Origin of the sequence: Pseudenterobacter timonensis (assembly GCF_900021175.1) — a bacterium.
Taxonomy (GTDB): domain Bacteria; phylum Pseudomonadota; class Gammaproteobacteria; order Enterobacterales; family Enterobacteriaceae; genus Enterobacter; species Enterobacter timonensis.
Genome location: NZ_FCOP01000013.1, coordinates 56,423 through 73,371, shown reverse-complemented (window position 1 = coordinate 73,371; position 16,949 = coordinate 56,423). Strand labels below are relative to the sequence as shown.

Here is a 16,949-nt window from a genome sequence, read left to right as displayed (position 1 = left end):
TTAAGCGGGTTATTTTTCACCAGTAGCAGCGATTAATCTTCAGAAGATGGGATGGCTTATTGAATATGATTGCTATTTGCATTTAAAATCGAGGTCTGGTTTTTTCACTGAAACGATTATGACATCAATGACCCTTGATTTACCTCGCCGCTTTCCCTGGCCGACGCTTCTCTCCGTCGTCATTCACGGTGCCGTCGTGGCGGGGCTACTTTATACCTCGGTACATCAGGTTATTGAAATGCCCGGGGGCTACTTTATACCTCGGTACATCAGGTTATTGAAATGCCCGCCCCGGCGCAGCCGATTTCGGTGACGATGGTTACCCCCGCCGATCTTGAGCCGCCGCAGCCTGCACCTGCACCGCCCGAACCGGTGGTTGAGCCGCAGCCCGAGCCGGAGCCGGTTCCTGAACCGCCCAAGGAAGCGCCGGTGGTGATCCACAAGCCGGAGCCCAAGCCGAAACCAAAACCGAAGCCTAAGCCGAAGCCGGTGAAAAAGGTCGAGGAGAGGCCGAAGCGCGAGCCGCGACCGGTAGAGCCGCGCACGACGCAGCCGTTCACCAATACCGCGCCGTCCAGACCGCTGACAAGCAGCGCGCCCGCCACGACAAAACCGGTGGTCACCGCGCCCGCAGGTCCGCGCGCCCTGAGCCGTAACCAGCCGCAGTATCCGTCGCGCGCGCAGGCGCTGCGCATTGAAGGCCGGGTGCGCGTTAAGTTTGATGTCACCGCGGACGGGCGTGTGGATAACGTGGAGATCCTCTCCGCGCAGCCGGCCAATATGTTTGAGCGTGATGTGAAATCGGCCATGCGCAAATGGCGCTACGAACCGGGTAAACCGGGTCGCGGCCTGATAGTGAACATTGTTTTCCGCCTGAACGGCGGGGCGCAGATGGATTAAGTAGAAGCCAGACGATCAAAATCGAAGCCTCCTTATGGAGGCTTTTTTTACAGGGCTGGCAGGGGACGCGGCTTACCTTCGTTATCAACCGCGACATAGATAAAGAGCGCTTCGGTGGCTTTATAGCGCTGGCCAATCGGCTCAGATGAGACTTTCTTCACCCAGACCTCAATGTTAATCGACACGGAGGTGTTGCCGCGTTTCACACAGCGGGCGTAGCAGCAGACCACGTCGCCTACCGCAACCGGTCGTAAAAAGGTCATGCCATCCACCCGGACGGTCACCACGCGACCGTGAGCAATCTCTTTTGCGAGGATCGCACCGCCCATATCCATTTGTGACATTAACCAGCCGCCAAAAATATCACCGTTTGCGTTGGTGTCGGCGGGCATTGCAAGTGTGCGTAATACCAGTTCGCCCTGCGGGGCGGGAGTTGTTGTAGTCATTCTCTGTTTCGCTCGTGACGGATAACTTCAGGCGGGATGCTACTATGAATCCAGACGCAGGAAAATAGCGGACAACGCCCGCAGAGCGGGCGCTGTTGTATCAGAAGGTGAGGGTAACGCCCGCGTAATAAGCGCGCCCCGCTTCGTTATAGGTGGAAGCGCCCTCATTTTCACGATAGATCTGTTTATCCAACAGATTACTTATACCCGCGTTGAGTCGCATATTTTTGAGCAGCTGGTAGTTGGCGTTCAGACCGACAATCGAGTAAGCGCCAATCTCTTTATCAGACAGCGAGTCGGTTTCGTTGCGGATCTCAGCATTTTTTCGCGGTTTCTGACGACCATAGAGCGTCCAGTTGAGGTCCGCGGAGAGTTTGCTGCTGATCTGCCAGTCGAGCATGGTGTTGACAGTGTATTTCGGGATAACGGAGAGCGGGTTGCCGGTATCTTTGTTCTCCGATTTAATCATATAGGTGGCGTTGGTGCGCCACTCCAGCGTATCCGCCACCACCGGGATAGTAAGGTTTCCTTCCAGACCTTCCACCACCGCTTTACCGCCGTTTTCCCACTGCAGGATATTCGCTCCCGTCGAGGTATAGCCCAGCACGTCGGTGCCCGCGACAATCTTGTTTTTATAATCGTTACGGAACCAGGTCACCCCTGCTTCATAACCCTCAGCGGCGAAGGAGAGTCCCACCTCTTTGTTAATGCTGATCTCCGGGTCAAGATCCGGATTACCCAGCAGGTAACAGCTGCCGGTGGCGATCGTGTTCGGGCAGCCGTTCCCGCGGGTGGAGAGCAGATAACCTTCGCTCGACTGATAGAGGTTCGGCGCCTTGAAGACCCGCGCGATACCCGCCTTAAATTTGAACATGTCGCCTAAATCCTGGGAGAGGTTCAGGCTTGGGCTCCAGTTGCTGCCGAATTTATCGTGATAGTCAAAACGCAGGCCCGGGATCAGGTTAGTGCCCGGGCGCGCCTCGATATTATCTTCCAGATAGATGCCGGTGATGTCGGCGCTGTTTTTACTGCTGCGTTCCGAGGCGGTACCCGGGACGCCGCCAATCACCTCGCCCTCGACGTTAGTCGCCTGCATGGAGGCGGGATCGTTCAGCTCGTCGCGGTTCCACTCCGCCCCCAGCGTCAGGTTCTGGTCAACCAGCCAGAAGAGAGGAATGGTCAGCTCGCCGGAGGTTCGGTAAGACTCCAGACGGCTGGTGTTGTACTCGTCGCTGTTGATCATCCCCTCCACTTTGCCGGTGGAGCCCTCCTGCAGACGGGTATTGTTGGTTTTCTCGTAGTAGACGCCGAACTTCGACTGTCCCCAGTCCCAGATGCCGTTATGGGTCAGACCATAAGACTGGCGGTAGAGGCGGTTTGTCTCGTGACCGTAGAGAGAGGAGACCAGCCCGCCCGGGCTTACGTTACCGTTGCTGTACTGGGTATCGCCAGCGTAGATGTTGCCCTGCCGGCTGTAGCTGTAATCAAAATCCAGGATCTGCTGCGGCGTCATTTTCCAGGAGAGCAGGGCGTTAATATCTTTGTTTCTGACCCCTTCCCGGCCCGCGGCGTACGAGCCATTCTGCGCTGTGTTGATGTCCTGGGCGTCAGCATCGGTTTTATTGATATTACCGTAGAGGCGCATGGTCAGGGCATCACCTGCCAGCGGGCCGCTGAGGTCGAAGTTGGCGCGTTTCGTGGCTCCTTCCTTATCGTTCTCCGGCTGGTTGGTGAAAAGCGACAGGGAGCCGTGCCAGTCGTTGGTAGGCCGTTTGGTGATGATATTGATGACGCCACCCGCCGCGCCGGAGCCGTAACGCGCCGCGGCAGGACCACGCAGAACCTCAATACGCTCTACCATCTCCGGCGGCACCCAGTTGGTATCGCCGCGGGTATCTCGTTCGCCGCGCCAGCTGTAGCGAACGGCGTTGCGGGAGGTGACGGGGACACCGTCGATAAGGATAAGGGTATTCTCCGGTCCCATGCCGCGAATATCGATCTGGCGGTTATTGCCGCGGCTGCCGCTGGCGCTGTTACCGGTCAGGTTGACGCCGGGCATTTTGCGAATAATTTCCGAGAGGTCATTGACCGGCGGCGCTTTCTCTATATCTTTCGCGGTAATTATGGAGACGCCAGGCTGCTGTTTCAGCGCCTCTTCCGCCGCCTCAACAACCATCGTCTCGCCGTTATCCGGTATATCGTCGTCGGCAAAAGCCGTGTGGCTTAACGCAGCCAGAATCGCCAGCGTGAGTGAAGCGGGAGCGCATTTTATTATTTTGTTCATCAACTCATTTCCATTTGTTAAAAACGCGATGACGAATAATAATGATAGTTATTCTCATTACAATATCAGGTGCAAATCTCCTTAATTTCTTCACGATTGCGTCAATTTTGAAGGGGGTGTGAAAGAGGGGAATCGGGAGAGAAAAACGGCCAGAACGCAGCGCGATCTGGCCTTAGCACGTCAGGATTTTTCGTCCTGCGGCATGTGTCGGTAGATGTAAACGCCGCTTATCAGCGTAAAGATTAAGGTCAGCGCGGTCAGGCCAAACACCTTGAAGTTGACCCAGATATTTTGTGGCAGCCAGAACGCGATATAGATATTCGCCAGGCCGCAGAGAATAAAGAAAATGGCCCAGGCGATATTCAGACGCGACCAGACCGCCGCAGGTAGGGTAAGCTCTTTACCGAGCATGCGCTGAATCAGCGGCTTTTTCATTACCCACTGGCTAATCAGCAGCGCGCCGGCAAAGAGGGCGTAAATAACGGTCACCTTCCATTTGATAAACTCATCGTTGTGAAAGAAGATCGTCAGCCCGCCAAACACAGCCACCAGTACAAAGGTGATCAGCGCCATTTTTTCCACCTTGCGGTAGCGCACCCAGCTGTAGATCAGCACGACGGCGGTGGCGATAATCAGCGCCGTGGTCGCGGCGTAAATATCGTACAGTTTATAAAAGGCGAAAAAGACGACAAGCGGTAAAAAATCCAGAAACTGCTTCATTCTACGATCCCATCCAGGTGTGGGGCGGAGCGATCAACGCTCCGCCATCAGGATATTACTGACGAATTAACATATACAGGCGGAACAAATAGACCAGCAACAGCGCGGAGATCAGGTTGCTGATGGTATTGGCGACCACCGCGCCTACGTTTGGCGTCAGAACGGCAAAGTTTGGCGCAAAGAGTAGCAGCAGGGTTTTTGCCAACAGCCAGCTTATCACGCCGGGCGCCACCAGACGCACGTTAGACCATGCGAGCTTCATGCTGCTGCGCATCGCGCTAAAGACGCCCATTTTATCCTGCACCACCATCACGGGGGCGAAGGCCAGAACGATCGCCAGCACTACGCCCGGCACCACGACCAGCATGATCCCCATCTGCACCAGCAGGGTGGTTAAAAAGATCAGGATAAAGAGCTTCGGTAACACCGGTGCGCTGGCGCCAATGGCGCGTAGCGCGCTAACGCGTTGACCCGCCGATACCAGCTGGATCATCAGCAGCACCCCGCCGGCAAGAATGGCATTACCAATCAGACCGGAAAAGGTGGAAGCGGCGGAGGCGCGCAGCAGGATCTGCTGCTGTTCCGGCGTCATGTTCTGCACCAGTTCGAACAACCCCGCGCTGCCGCTGAGGTTATCCCCCTGGCTTAACAGGGCAATTTGCTCATCGCTGGGTGAAAACGCATGGCCAAGCACTACCGTAATAAACGCGCATAGCAAAGCGATCAGCAAAAACGTAATGAACTGATTGCGGAAAAAATTCCCCGTGTCACGGTAGACAGACTTCGCCGTGATAGACATTTACTCTCCTTGAGTATGGCAGATGTTAATTAACAGGTAATTGTACCCTGGATAACTCAGCGGTGGCATCCTCAAGGCTTGTATGGAAAAGCATATCTTTGTAAAGCGGCGGTAATCCATACCGCGCCCGCGCCCGGTTACACGCCTCATTCACCTGTCCATCTTCTCCTGACATGGCAAATTCCCGACAGGGAGAGGGACGGTTTTCATAAATCGCGCAGCGCGTCGCGCTGCCGGGGGAGCCCTCGAGTGCGGCGCAGCGACTCTTACGCTGGTTGGTGCCGCTCATGCAGCGCAGGAAAGGGGTTAACGGCTCGGTAAGGTGAACTGGCACCGAACCGCCGCCATCTTCGGTTTCGGCCCAGTAAAAGGAGACACGAAAATACGCACAACAGGCTCCGCACGACATGCACGGATTGAGATCACTCATAGTACACACCTGCAAAAAAAGAACGCATCAACAGAAATTGTCAGAGCGCTAAATTAGCCAGCCGTTTTGCCACGGGCAAGAGGGTATCAAAGAAAATTTTGTAACCGTGTTATTGCGCAAAATTGATGTGGATGCGAAACGGTGTGACGCAGGTAGTTACCAAAAATTAATCCAGATCAATGAATGTTAAGTTACTGGTTTTAATGTGATCTGAGGTAGATCACTTGTTACTCATTTATGAGTATATTCACCGCGCATGTAAAACCACATCGATGGAGCGGATATGAAAAAGTTAGCGGTGGCAGCCCTTGTGTTAAGTTCATTCTCTGGCGGGGTTTCTGCCCATGAAGCGGGGGAGTTTTTTATTCGTGCCGGTTCGGCCACGGTTAGACCGACGGAAGGCTCGGATAACGTGCTGGGTCTGGGCGGCTTTAACGTCAGTAACAATACCCAGCTCGGGTTAACCTTTACCTATATGGCGACGGATAATATCGGCGTTGAGCTCTTGGCCGCCACGCCATTTCGTCACCATGTCGGCACCGGCCCGACCGGGGATATCGCCACGGTCCACCATCTGCCGCCCACCCTGATGGCGCAGTGGTATTTCGGCGACGCCAGCAGCAAGGTGCGCCCCTACGTCGGCGCGGGTGTGAACTACACCACCTTCTTTGATGAGAAGTTCAACGACACCGGCAAAGCGGCAGGGCTTTCCGATTTAAGCCTGAAAGATTCATGGGGAGTGGCGGGCCAGGTGGGGCTGGACTACCTTATCAACCGCGACTGGCTGATCAACGCCTCGGTCTGGTATATGGATATCGACACCGATGTGCGCTTTAAGGCGGGGGGAGAACAGCAGAGCATCAGCACCCGCCTTGACCCGTGGGTCTTTATGTTCTCGGCGGGCTATCGTTTCTGATCCTGTACGCAAACTGGCCCCCGCATGGCCAGTTTGCTTCGCTTTCCTTAAAACGACGGATAAACCGGGCGCTCGTCCAGCTTCGTGCAGTATCTCGGGGTCGTTTCGCCATCATAGATATAGGTGAAAGCATCGTTTGAGATGGAATGGAAAAGCATATCGCCGTTCGCAAAGGGCACCATCTCGGTATCCCCGGATCGTTTGTGCCCGGCGCCGGTTTCAAAATGTCCCCTCCATCTCTCCTGAGTATGGTCGTAGGCGTGCAGGATAACCTCGACCAGCCCTCTCTCCGGACAGTTAAGCCGCAAAAAGGTGGAAGAGAAATTCAGGGAGATTGCAGGGAAAGGGATAAAAAAGAGTAAAACCAGGAACGCTCTGTAAGACATCAACCCATAAAAACCTTGTTCAAAACAGAAATAAGATTTTACTTACGTTAATAAAAACGTTATTGCAGTGGATCAAGATATTTTATATTTCAAGGGGATAAAGGTCTCTTGCGAGACCTTAAACGATCATTTTTGAATCAAATAGCGAATGGTCGGCCCGTCCTGCTGGATATCCAGCACCTTATAGCCATGGTTTTTTGCATCCTGCGGAATATTGTTGATGGATTGCGGACAGTCGCTCACCACTTCCAGAATCTCCCCTTTTTTAAGCTGCGGCAGCGCCTCCAGCGTGGCGACCGCCGGGTAAGGGCAGGGTTCGCCCACCATATCCAGGCGGTAGTCTGGCACAATCGCTTTCATACAACGTTCTCCTGCGTTTCTGTTTTGACTGCGGTACGGCGGAAGAAGCGCTTCTCCTGCGCAAGGACCAGTAAAAAAGCAATAAGCAGCAGGCCATAGGTGACCAGCAGGCCGCCCAGCGGACCGAAGGTGCTGAGCAGATTGACTTTGTCCCAGCGGGTGGCGAGCGCGGGAGAGAGATCGTCCCAGAAGTAAGCCAGAAGGGTAGAGCCAATCACGTTACCCAGCCCAACCCACCAGTAGTGCACCTGCCCCTCTACGGCGCGGTACATCCAGCCGGTTTCACATCCCCCCGCCAGCACAATACCAAAGCCAAACAGCAGACCACCGATAACCGCATTCGGGCCTGCCCACATAATTTTGGGTTCCACGCCAAGCTGGACGTAGCTGAAAATCCCGATAGCGCTTACCGCCATCCCGGCAATAATCGCTTTCGCCATCATGGTGCGCCCAGTGATCCACATATCGCGAAACGCCGAGGTAAAGCAGATCTGCGCGCGTTCAATCAGCAAACCGAAACCGACGCCGAACAGCATCGCCAGCCCCAGCTTCGGCTGATTGAGCGCAGTGCAGAGCGCCCAGGCGATTATTGCCAGAAAGACCAGCATTCCGAGGCGGAAACGGCGGCGCGCCTGATCCGGTTTTTGCGTTAACGGCGAGGCGGCGCTGACTTTGGTGATTTTTACCGGGATGCGAAAAAGCGGCAGCAGCGTAAAGCGAGCGCCAAAATATGAGCCGATGGCGGTTGCCACCGCAAAGAACCAGGCGTGCAGGGAGAACTGCGGGATGCCGGTAAAAAAGGCCGCCAGGTTACAGCCCATCGCCAGCCGCGCACCAAATCCGGCAATAATCCCACCGGTAATGGCCTGTGCGATGCGGATACGGCTTTTCGGCATGCGTAGCTTGACGTTATTGGCCCACAGCGCCGCGGCGAAACAGCCGCCGAACATGCCGATAATCATCATGCCATCAACGCGGGTCAACGGCGTCCCGTCGAGATGGATCAGCTTATAGTAGCCCCACTCTTCGGCATGCACCCCCGCCAGCTGGAGTAACTGTCCGCCCCAGCGCGTAAATTCGCCGGTTACGGCCCAGAAGGTGCCGGTGATACCAAAGTAGTAAGTAGAGAGAACGCCCGCCGCGATAACGGCCGGAACCGGCGACCAGAACTTAATCAGATACGCCTGTTTGAAGTGTTGCCATGACATATTTAAACCTCTGAACTCAGAAGGATCTAAATGGCCGAAAGGCCGGAAAAGGAGAGGGGATAATACGCTGATGGGAGGATTAGGGAAGCACAGATAAGGCAAAATATCGACGCGATCAATTTTGCCCTCAGGATGCCGTCCGGCAGAATACCGGACGGGGAAACGTTACGCGGGGCGGGTCGCGGCCTTCATGGCGCTGGCGAAGGCTTTTAGCTCATCCAGCATCGGCTGCGGCCTGTCGAGATTACGCTCGATGATTTTCACTACCGCCGAGCCGGAGATGGCCCCCGCGGCGCCCGCGCTCACGGCAGCGGAGACCTGCTCGGGGGAGGAGATACCAAATCCCTGCAGCGGCGGCGCGGCATGATACTCTGTGAGTTTTTCCACCAGATGGTGCAGCGGCAACGCCGCTTTGTTTTCCGCGCCCGTAACACCCGCGCGGGAGAGCAGGTAGGTGTAGCCGCGACCCCAGGAGGCGATTTGCCGCAGCAGGTCATCGTCGGCGTTGGGCGGGCAGATAAAAATAGGCGCCACGTTATGGCGCATCGCCGCCTGGCGGAACGGCGCGGACTCTTCCACCGGCACGTCGGCCACCAGCACGGAGTCGACCCCCACGCGGGCGCACTCGGCGTAAAACTCATCGATGCCGCGATTAAAAACCAGGTTGGCGTACATCAGCAGGCCAATGGGGATGGTCGGGTGTTTCTGGCGAATAGCCGCCAGCATTTCAAAGCACTGGGTCGGCGTCACCCCGGCGGCGAAAGCGCGCAGCGTGGCGTTTTGTATGGTCGGGCCGTCGGCCAGCGGATCGGAGAAGGGGATCCCCAGCTCCAGCGCGTCGGCGCCGCCTTCAATCAGCGCGTCAATAATTTTTAAGGACTGCTTCGGCCCCGGATCGCCCAGCGTCACGAAAGGAACAAAGGCGCCCTCCTGGCGTGCTTTCAGTGCGGTGAAGGTATTGTCGTAGCGTTCCATCAGATCTCACCTCGTGCTTTCAGAATATCGTGAACCGTGAAGATATCTTTATCACCGCGACCGGAAAGGTTAACCACCAGCAACTGCTCTTTTTCCGGGTTCGCTTTCATCATTTTCAGGGCGTGGGCCAGCGCGTGGGAGGACTCCAGCGCCGGGATAATTCCTTCGTTACGGCAGAGGGTCTTGAACGCCTCCAGCGCTTCGTCATCGGTAATCGAGACATACTCGGCGCGCCCGGTGCTGTTGAGGTAAGCGTGCTGCGGCCCGACCGACGGGAAATCGAGCCCGGCCGAGATGGAGTAGGACTCCTCGATCTGCCCCTCGTCGGTCTGCATCATCGGCGCCTTCATGCCGAAGTAGATCCCCACGCGGCCATGCTTCAGCGGCGCGCCGTGCTCGCCGGTTTCGATGCCGTGGCCCGCAGGCTCTACGCCAATCAGACCGACGCTGCTCTCTTCGATAAAATCGGCGAACATGCCGATGGCGTTGGAGCCGCCGCCAACGCAGGCGATCACCGCATCCGGCAGGCGACCCTCTTTCTCAAGGATCTGCGCTTTGGTCTCTTCGCCGATCATGCGCTGGAACTCACGCACGATGGTCGGGAAAGGGTGCGGCCCCGCCGCGGTGCCGAGCATGTAGTGCGCGGTTTCATAGCTGCCGGACCAGTCGCGAAGCGCCTCGTTACAGGCATCTTTCAGGGTGGCTGAGCCGCTATGCACAGGAATCACTTCCGCCCCCATCAGGCGCATACGAAATACGTTTGGCGACTGGCGCTCCACATCTTTCGCGCCCATGTAAATACGGCACTTCAGGCCGAGCAGGGCGCTTGCCAGGGCGGAGGCGACGCCGTGCTGTCCCGCGCCGGTCTCCGCGATAATTTCTGTTTTGCCCATCCGCTTCGCCAGCAGCGCCTGCCCCAGCACCTGGTTTGTTTTATGCGCGCCGCCGTGGAGCAGATCCTCGCGCTTGAGATAGAGCGTGGTGTTCGTGCCTGCGGTCAGGTTACGGCATTTGGTCAGCGCCGTCGGGCGGCCCGCGTAATTTTTCAGCAGGTCGGTAAATTCAGCCTGAAAGGCGGGGTCTTTCTGCGCGCTCACAAAGGCTTCTTCCAGCTGGCGCAGCGCGGGCATCAGAATTTGCGGAACGTACATACCGCCAAATTCGCCAAAATAGGGATTCAGTAAAGTACTCATTATTGCTCCTTAGTAAGCACGCAGCGTCTTAAATACCGAGGCCAGCTTGCTGGCGTCTTTGATGCCCGGTTGGGATTCGACGCCGGAATTAAAATCGAGGCCAGCGCAGCCAGCTTTCGCTGCTGCCACGCAGTTGTCCGGCCCTAAACCACCCGCCAGCAGGACGTTATCCAGCTGTTCACCGCCGAGCAGCGACCAGTCAAAACGCTCGCCGGTGCCCCCCTGGCCATTGTCCAGCACATATTTATCCACCCGCTGCAAATTGCGCGGCGGCAGGGTGTGGCCCACGCTCATTGCTTTCCAGATCTGCACCTGGGCAGGCAGGGCATCGCGCAGCTGGTCGATATAGGCCTGGTCTTCACTGCCGTGCAGCTGCACCGCGGCCAGCTCCAGCGACTGCGCCTTCGCAACCACCTCATCAACCGGCGCGTCGCGGAATACGCCCACATAGCGCAGCGGCGCGCCAGCCATTACCGTGCGCGCCTGTTCATCGGTCACGCAGCGCGGGGAGGCGGCGACAAAAATCAGCCCGCCGTAAATCGCCCCCGCTTCCAGCGCGGCGGCGGCATCTTCAGGACGGGTAAGGCCACAGACCTTATTTTCCCCCAGCAGCACGCGGCGGATCGCGGCGCTCAGATCGTCCTCGGACATCAGCGCCGAGCCGATCAAAAAGCCGTTGGCAAAATGGCTCAGCTCGCGCACCTGAGCGTAGGTGGTAATTCCCGACTCGCTGATTACCGTGACGCCAGCGCCAAGACGCGGGGCCAGCTCGCGGGTGCGGTTCAGGTCAATGGAGAGATCGCGCAGGTCGCGGTTGTTGATGCCGACGACTTTTGCCTCCAGGGCGATAGCACGCTCCAGCTCCTCTTCATTGCTCACCTCCGTCAGCACCCCCATATTGAGGCTGTGCGCCACGGCGGCAAGCTGGCGATACTGGTCATCGTCCAGCACGGAGAGCATCAGCAGGCAGGCGTCCGCCTGGTAAAAGCGGGCCAGCCAGATCTGGTACGGGTCGATGATGAAGTCTTTGCACAGGATCGGCTGCGGCGCGATGTTGCTGACCACGGGCAGAAAGTCGAAGCTGCCCTGAAAATATTTCTCATCCGTCAGCACGGAGATGGCTGAGGCATGGTGTTTATAAATCCCGGCGATGCGCGCAGGATCAAAATCGTCGCGGATCACCCCTTTAGACGGAGATGCTTTTTTACACTCCAGAATAAAGGCGGTGCGGGCGCCACGCAGGGCATCATAAAAACGACGGCTGCTCGGCACGACCTCGTTCTGGAAGCTCGCCAGCGGCTGCTGCGCTTTGCGGGCCTCTACCCAGATGGCCTTGTCGGCGACGATTTTCGCTAAAACGGTCTGCATTGTTTACCCTCTTGCAGCAAGTGCGGTAACGCGGTCATATGCTGCGCCGGAGCGCAGCACATCCAGAACTTTTTGTACGTTGGCTTTTAAATCTTCTTCGCCGTGCAGGCGCATCAGCATCGCGACGTTCGCGGCAACGGCGGCCTCGTGGGCGGCCTCACCTTTACCTTGTAGCAAGCGCGTAAGAATGTCACGGTTTTCTTCCGGCGTGCCGCCCGCCAGCTGTTCCTGATGATAGGGGGTAAGGCCAAAGTCCGCCGCCTCCAGCTGATAGCTCTCAATATTGCCGTCGCGCAGCTCCGCCACCAGCGTTGGGGCGTGGAGGGAGACCTCATCCATACCACCGCTGTGTACCACGGAGGCGCGCTGATAGCCCAGCACGCGCAGCGTTTCAGCAATCGGTAGCACCAGTTCCGGGCTGTAGACGCCAATCAGCGCCAGCGGGGGATGTGCCGGATTAATCAGCGGCCCCAGGACGTTGAACAGGGTGCGGGTCTTAAGCTGCTGGCGTACCGGCATCGCGTGGCGGAATCCGGTGTGGTACTTCGGCGCAAAGAGGAAACAGACGCCCAGCTCGTCCAGCGCTTCCCGGGAGCGCTCGGCGTTCATCTCCAGATTGATGCCGAAGGCGGCAAGCAGATCGGACGAGCCGGAGCGGCTGGAGACGCTGCGGTTGCCATGTTTCGCCACCTTCAGCCCGCAGGCCGCGGCGACAAAGGCGCTGGCGGTGGAGATATTGATGCTGTTGCTGCCGTCACCGCCGGTGCCGACAATATCGGCAAACAGGTAGTCCGGGCGCGGGAAGGGAGCCGCGTTTTCCAGCAGAGCGGTGGCCGCGCCGGCGATCTCCTGCGGATGTTCGCCGCGGATCTTCATGCTCACCAGCGCGGCGGCCAGCTGCTCCGGCTTAAGCTCGCCGCGCACCACGGCGCTGAAGAGCTGGTGGCTCTCCTGCTGTGTCAGGGTTTCGGCCTGGTAGAGTTTTTCCAGCACCGGCTGCAGGGTATTGGTCTGTTCCAGCTTTTGCAGCGCCCAGTCGAGAGTCTGCTCCAGCAGGCGCGCCCCCTGCGAGGTGAGGATCGATTCGGGGTGGAACTGCATCCCGCAGACGCGGTCCGCGTCGTGACGCACCGCCATCACCATCCCCTCGAAGGAGGCGTTAATGGTCAGACCCGCCGGGATATTGCTCCCCACCAGGGAATGGTAACGGGCCACCGGCAGCGGGTTGGGCAGACCGGCGAACATCCCCTGGCCGTCGTGTTCAATGCTGGAGGCTTTGCCGTGCAGGATCTCCCCCGCCTGGCCGACGTAGCCGCCGTAGGCTTCGACGATCGCCTGATGGCCCAGGCAGATACCGATTATCGGCAGCTTGCCGCGCAGGCGGGTTAACAGCTCCGGCATACAGCCCGCTTCGCTTGGCGCGCCCGGCCCGGGAGAGAGGAGGAGCACCGGATTCTGCATGGTCGCCAGCCGGTCAATCAGCGTTTGCGCCGGAACGTGGTTGCGGTAGATCACCACGTTATGGCCGTTCGCGCGCAGCTGGTCAGCCAGGTTGTAGGTAAAGGAGTCGATGTTATCGAGCAGCAGAATGTCAGCCATCAGAAAATCTCCTGTGCGTGGTGTGCGGTGGCAATGGCGCGCAGGACCGCGCGGGCTTTATTACGCGTTTCATCAGCTTCAGACTGCGGAACAGAGTCGAGAACTATGCCGGCCCCGGCCTGGACGGTGGCAATGCCATCTTCCACGTAGGCCGAGCGAATGACGATGCAGGTATCGAGATCGCCGTGGGCGGTAAAGTAGCCCACCGCGCCGCCGTAGCTGCCCCGGCGCTGACCTTCAGCCTGGGCGATGAGCTGCATGGCGCGCACCTTCGGCGCGCCGCTCAGGGTGCCCATATTCATGCAGGCGCGGTAGGCGTGCAGCACATCCAGATCGCTGCGCAGCTCGCCCACCACGCGGGAGACCAGATGCATCACAAACGAGTAGCGATCCACCTTGGTGAGGTCCGCCACGTAGCGGGTGCCGGGGGTGCAGATACGCGCCAGATCGTTGCGCGCCAGATCCACCAGCATCAGGTGTTCGGAGAGCTCTTTGTGGTCGGTACGCATCTCCAGCTCAATGCGGCTGTCGAGATCGCGATCCAGCGAACCATCGGCGCGACGACCGCGCGGGCGGGTGCCGGCAATGGGGTAGATCTCAATCTCGCGGCTGACGGCGTCATATTTCAGGGAGCTCTCCGGCGAGGCGCCGAAGAGGATGAAGTCGTTATCCTGCATAAAGAACATATAGGGGCTGGGATTGCTCTTTTTCAGTACGTCGTAGGCGGCCAGGGGGGAGGGGCACGGCAGCGAGAAGCGGCGGGAAGGGACGACCTGGAAAATTTCTCCGGCGCGGATCGCCCGCTGCATCTGGCGCACCACCGCGCCATACTCCTCGTCGCTCTGGCTACATTCGCAGCGCATATGTTCCACCCTCTGCACCGGCAGCGCGGGCGGCTCTTCGGTCATCTGTGCTTTGAGCTGGGCGATGCGCTGTTCAAGGCGCACTTTTTCCGCGGCGCTGTCGCTGAAAAGGCTGGCCTGAATGCGGGTATATTTTTTCTGATGATCCACAACCAGCAGCGTTTCCGCGAGATAGAAGCAGTAATCGGGGCAGCGGTTACCCTGCGCAATCTCCGGCAGGTTTTCAAACCCGGCCACCAGGTCATAGGCAAACAGGCCGCCGAAGAACATCGCCTCGCGTTCGTTTTCCGGCACCGCCACCAGCGTCTGCAGCAGGCGGAAGGTATCAAAAACGGAGAGGGAGCAGAGACGGGCATCTTCATCCAGCAGCTGGCTGACCGGCGGGAAGCGCAGGGTGCGCGCATCGGGGCGTTTTTCATTCTCTACCCCTGCCGGAAGTGCCGCGTCAAGGCGCGGCAACAGGGAGGCGCCATTTTCGGAGAGCGCCTGGATCGTGACAGTGTCACCTGTAGCGGTAATACGTAGCGCGCTGTCGACCAGCAGCAGGCTTTTCAGATCGTCCTTGCTGTCGATATCGGCTGACTCCAGCAGGAGTGTCGCCGGGCGCGCGCCGCAAAGTTGATGGAACAGAGCGGCAGGGTTGTGGCGATAGGCCACCTCGCAGGTCAGCAGTTCGAGTTGTGGTTTGGCTGTTTGCATGTTGCTGTTCTCATATTCTGTTCAAAAAAAAGCCCGCCGGGGGCGGGCAAGGTATCCGTGCGCGTACGCAGACGTGCAGCGCTGCCCGAGAATCAGGAGGTGCGCCAACCGTAGTGGAGTGAAAGAGTAAGGGTCATTGTCGGATACCTTGTCGTGTGAACTTGCGTACTAGTTAACTAGTTCGATGATGTAAAGTCAACCCCTGATTTCAGAAATTGCCAACAAATCGGTATCATAGATTTTTAACCTCTTATTTACCTTTATGGAAGCCGTTTTGAGCGACACAAATTACGCCGTGATTTATGATTTACACAGCCATACGCAGGCCTCCGACGGCCTGCTGACGCCCGAAGCGCTTGTCCATCGTGCCGTGGAGATGCGTGTTGGCACGCTGGCGATCACCGATCATGACACCACCGACGCCATTGCCGCCGCCCGCGCGGAGATCGCGCGCAGCGCGCTGCCGCTGGCGCTGGTATCAGGCGTGGAAATCTCCACTCTCTGGGAAAATCACGAAATTCACATCGTTGGTCTTAATATCGATATCGCCCACCCGGCGATGTGCGCGTTTCTTGCAGAGCAAAAAGCGCGGCGTAACCAGCGGGCGCAGCTGATCGCTGAACGGCTTGAAAAGGCGCATATTCCCGGCGCGCTGGAGGGGGCGCGTCGGCTGGCTAATGGCGGAGCGGTGACGCGCGGTCATTTTGCCCGCTTCCTGGTCGAGGCCGGGAAAGCGAGCAACATGGCGGATGTCTTTAAAAAATACCTCGCGCGCGGGAAAACCGGCTATGTTCCTCCCCAGTGGTGTACAATAGAACAAGCTATTGATGTGATTCATCATTCTGGCGGCAAGGCGGTACTGGCCCATCCGGGGCGCTATAACCTTTCCGCTAAGTGGCTGAAAAGGCTGCTGGCGTATTTTGCCGAACAGGGCGGAGAGGCGATGGAAGTCGCCCAGTGCCAGCAGGCTCCCAACGAGCGAACCCAGCTTGCGGCATACGCCCGCCAGTTTGGGCTGCTGGCTTCGCAAGGGTCTGATTTTCATCAGCCCTGCGCCTGGATTGAACTGGGCCGTAAGCTCTGGCTGCCCGCAGGCGTGGAACCGGTCTGGCAGCTCTGGGAACAGCCGCAGCAACCTGTAAACGAGAGGGAAGTATGAGCCAGTTTTTTTATATCCACCCGGACAACCCGCAGCCGCGCCTGATTAATCAGGCGGTGGAGATCGTGCGTAAGGGCGGGGTGATCGTCTATCCGACCGATTCCGGCTATGCGCTGGGCTGTAAAATTGAAGACAAGTCCGCCATGGAGCGCATCTGCCGCATTCGCCAGCTGCCGGACGGTCACAACTTTACCCTGATGTGTCGCGATCTCTCAGAGCTCTCGACCTATGCCTACGTGGATAACGTGGCGTTTCGCCTGATCAAAAACAATACGCCGGGTAACTACACCTTCATCCTGAAAGGGACCAAGGATGTGCCGCGCCGCCTGTTGCAGGAGAAGCGCAAAACAATTGGTATGCGCGTCCCCTCGAACCCGATCGCTCAGGCTCTGCTGGAGACGCTTGGCGAGCCGATGCTCTCCACCTCCCTGATGCTGCCGGGCAGCGAATTTACCGAATCGGACCCGGAAGAGATCAAGGATCGCCTCGAAAAAGTGGTCGAGCTGATTATTCACGGCGGCTATCTGGGGCAACAGCCCACCACGGTTGTGGATCTGACGGATGATTCCCCGCAGGTGATCCGTGAAGGGGTTGGCGACGTGACGCCATTCCTGTAGACGCGTCAGCGCCTGGTTAACGCCAGG

General features: G+C 58.0%; 16 protein-coding genes and 1 pseudogene. 4 read left to right on the top strand and 13 right to left on the bottom strand.

What is annotated here, in order from left to right:
• The first annotated feature begins 127 nt into the window (after positions 1-127).
• A pseudogene (locus BN3796_RS15765) lies at positions 128-900 on the top strand (energy transducer TonB).
• A gap of 47 nt (positions 901-947) precedes the next feature.
• On the opposite strand, the gene yciA reads toward BN3796_RS15765, so the two are convergent.
• The 5 genes from yciA to BN3796_RS15740 form a co-directional block, all read right to left on the bottom strand.
• A complete protein-coding gene (gene yciA / locus BN3796_RS15760) occupies positions 948-1,346 on the bottom strand; it encodes an acyl-CoA thioester hydrolase YciA (protein WP_061709320.1) in 399 nt (132 codons plus the stop codon).
• A 100-nt stretch (positions 1,347-1,446) separates the two neighbouring features.
• Positions 1,447-3,630: a TonB-dependent siderophore receptor gene (locus tag BN3796_RS15755; protein ID WP_061709319.1), complete on the bottom strand. Its 2,184-nt coding sequence runs from the start codon at positions 3,628-3,630 to the stop codon at positions 1,447-1,449.
• Between the two features lie 180 nt (positions 3,631-3,810).
• Positions 3,811-4,350 (bottom strand): septation protein A, encoded by a 540-nt coding sequence (locus BN3796_RS15750; RefSeq protein ID WP_061709318.1) that lies wholly within the window; start codon positions 4,348-4,350, stop codon positions 3,811-3,813.
• 55 nt (positions 4,351-4,405) lie between these two features.
• On the bottom strand, positions 4,406-5,149 hold the full coding sequence (locus BN3796_RS15745) for a YciC family protein (RefSeq protein WP_061709317.1): 744 nt from the start codon (positions 5,147-5,149) through the stop codon (positions 4,406-4,408).
• A 25-nt stretch (positions 5,150-5,174) separates the two neighbouring features.
• A complete protein-coding gene (locus BN3796_RS15740) occupies positions 5,175-5,579 on the bottom strand; it encodes a YkgJ family cysteine cluster protein (protein ID WP_061709316.1) in 405 nt (134 codons plus the stop codon).
• Positions 5,580-5,862: 283 nt separating this feature from the next.
• Between BN3796_RS15740 and ompW the strand changes: the two genes are divergently transcribed.
• Positions 5,863-6,495 carry an outer membrane protein OmpW gene (ompW, locus tag BN3796_RS15735; RefSeq protein WP_061709315.1) on the top strand — a complete coding sequence of 211 codons (633 nt, stop codon included), beginning with the start codon at positions 5,863-5,865 and terminating at the stop codon, positions 6,493-6,495.
• A gap of 47 nt (positions 6,496-6,542) precedes the next feature.
• Here ompW and BN3796_RS15730 read toward each other — a convergent pair whose 3' ends face one another.
• The 8 genes from BN3796_RS15730 to BN3796_RS20610 form a co-directional block, all read right to left on the bottom strand.
• Positions 6,543-6,881 (bottom strand): hypothetical protein, encoded by a 339-nt coding sequence (locus BN3796_RS15730; protein ID WP_061709314.1) that lies wholly within the window; start codon positions 6,879-6,881, stop codon positions 6,543-6,545.
• A 126-nt stretch (positions 6,882-7,007) separates the two neighbouring features.
• Positions 7,008-7,241: a sulfurtransferase-like selenium metabolism protein YedF gene (gene yedF / locus BN3796_RS15725; RefSeq protein WP_061709313.1), complete on the bottom strand. Its 234-nt coding sequence runs from the start codon at positions 7,239-7,241 to the stop codon at positions 7,008-7,010.
• Positions 7,238-8,449 carry a selenium metabolism membrane protein YedE/FdhT gene (yedE, locus tag BN3796_RS15720; protein ID WP_061709312.1) on the bottom strand — a complete coding sequence of 404 codons (1,212 nt, stop codon included), beginning with the start codon at positions 8,447-8,449 and terminating at the stop codon, positions 7,238-7,240. The genes yedF and yedE overlap by 4 nt, the downstream gene beginning before the upstream one ends.
• A gap of 165 nt (positions 8,450-8,614) precedes the next feature.
• Positions 8,615-9,424 (bottom strand): tryptophan synthase subunit alpha, encoded by an 810-nt coding sequence (trpA, locus tag BN3796_RS15715; RefSeq protein WP_061709311.1) that lies wholly within the window; start codon positions 9,422-9,424, stop codon positions 8,615-8,617.
• Positions 9,424-10,617 carry a tryptophan synthase subunit beta gene (gene trpB / locus BN3796_RS15710; protein WP_061709310.1) on the bottom strand — a complete coding sequence of 398 codons (1,194 nt, stop codon included), beginning with the start codon at positions 10,615-10,617 and terminating at the stop codon, positions 9,424-9,426. Before trpB ends, trpA begins: the two co-directional genes overlap by 1 nt.
• A 9-nt stretch (positions 10,618-10,626) precedes the next feature.
• Entirely contained in the window at positions 10,627-11,985 is a 1,359-nt protein-coding gene (gene trpCF, locus BN3796_RS15705) for a bifunctional indole-3-glycerol-phosphate synthase TrpC/phosphoribosylanthranilate isomerase TrpF (protein ID WP_061709309.1), read from the bottom strand.
• 3 nt (positions 11,986-11,988) lie between these two features.
• Positions 11,989-13,584, bottom strand: a complete 1,596-nt coding sequence (trpD, locus tag BN3796_RS15700; RefSeq protein WP_061709308.1) for a bifunctional anthranilate synthase glutamate amidotransferase component TrpG/anthranilate phosphoribosyltransferase TrpD — start codon at positions 13,582-13,584, stop codon at positions 11,989-11,991.
• A complete protein-coding gene (locus BN3796_RS20610; protein WP_061709307.1) occupies positions 13,584-15,146 on the bottom strand; it encodes an anthranilate synthase component 1 in 1,563 nt (520 codons plus the stop codon). The genes trpD and BN3796_RS20610 overlap by 1 nt, the downstream gene beginning before the upstream one ends.
• Before the next feature lie 274 nt (positions 15,147-15,420).
• Between BN3796_RS20610 and rnm the strand changes: the two genes are divergently transcribed.
• Positions 15,421-16,305, top strand: coding sequence for an RNase RNM (gene rnm, locus BN3796_RS15690; RefSeq protein WP_061709306.1), 885 nt, complete (start codon positions 15,421-15,423; stop codon positions 16,303-16,305).
• Positions 16,302-16,922, top strand: coding sequence for an L-threonylcarbamoyladenylate synthase (locus BN3796_RS15685; protein ID WP_061709305.1), 621 nt, complete (start codon positions 16,302-16,304; stop codon positions 16,920-16,922). Before rnm ends, BN3796_RS15685 begins: the two co-directional genes overlap by 4 nt.
• Positions 16,923-16,949: the final 27 nt, after the last annotated feature.

What these genes read in the sequence shown, in the direction of transcription:
- yedF (WP_061709313.1), bottom strand. Translation starts at nt 7,241, where the DNA reads ATGAAAGCGATTGTGCCAGACTACCGCCTGGATATGGTGGGCGAACCC.
- BN3796_RS15745 (WP_061709317.1), bottom strand. Translation starts at nt 5,149, where the DNA reads ATGTCTATCACGGCGAAGTCTGTCTACCGTGACACGGGGAATTTTTTC.
- yedE (WP_061709312.1), bottom strand. Translation starts at nt 8,449, where the DNA reads ATGTCATGGCAACACTTCAAACAGGCGTATCTGATTAAGTTCTGGTCG.
- yciA (WP_061709320.1), bottom strand. Translation starts at nt 1,346, where the DNA reads ATGACTACAACAACTCCCGCCCCGCAGGGCGAACTGGTATTACGCACA.
- BN3796_RS15750 (WP_061709318.1), bottom strand. Translation starts at nt 4,350, where the DNA reads ATGAAGCAGTTTCTGGATTTTTTACCGCTTGTCGTCTTTTTCGCCTTT.
- BN3796_RS20610 (WP_061709307.1), bottom strand. Translation starts at nt 15,146, where the DNA reads ATGCAAACAGCCAAACCACAACTCGAACTGCTGACCTGCGAGGTGGCC.
- BN3796_RS15685 (WP_061709305.1), top strand. Translation starts at nt 16,302, where the DNA reads ATGAGCCAGTTTTTTTATATCCACCCGGACAACCCGCAGCCGCGCCTG.
- trpA (WP_061709311.1), bottom strand. Translation starts at nt 9,424, where the DNA reads ATGGAACGCTACGACAATACCTTCACCGCACTGAAAGCACGCCAGGAG.
- trpD (WP_061709308.1), bottom strand. Translation starts at nt 13,584, where the DNA reads ATGGCTGACATTCTGCTGCTCGATAACATCGACTCCTTTACCTACAAC.
- trpB (WP_061709310.1), bottom strand. Translation starts at nt 10,617, where the DNA reads ATGAGTACTTTACTGAATCCCTATTTTGGCGAATTTGGCGGTATGTAC.
- ompW (WP_061709315.1), top strand. Translation starts at nt 5,863, where the DNA reads ATGAAAAAGTTAGCGGTGGCAGCCCTTGTGTTAAGTTCATTCTCTGGC.
- BN3796_RS15740 (WP_061709316.1), bottom strand. Translation starts at nt 5,579, where the DNA reads ATGAGTGATCTCAATCCGTGCATGTCGTGCGGAGCCTGTTGTGCGTAT.
- trpCF (WP_061709309.1), bottom strand. Translation starts at nt 11,985, where the DNA reads ATGCAGACCGTTTTAGCGAAAATCGTCGCCGACAAGGCCATCTGGGTA.
- BN3796_RS15730 (WP_061709314.1), bottom strand. Translation starts at nt 6,881, where the DNA reads ATGTCTTACAGAGCGTTCCTGGTTTTACTCTTTTTTATCCCTTTCCCT.
- BN3796_RS15755 (WP_061709319.1), bottom strand. Translation starts at nt 3,630, where the DNA reads ATGAACAAAATAATAAAATGCGCTCCCGCTTCACTCACGCTGGCGATT.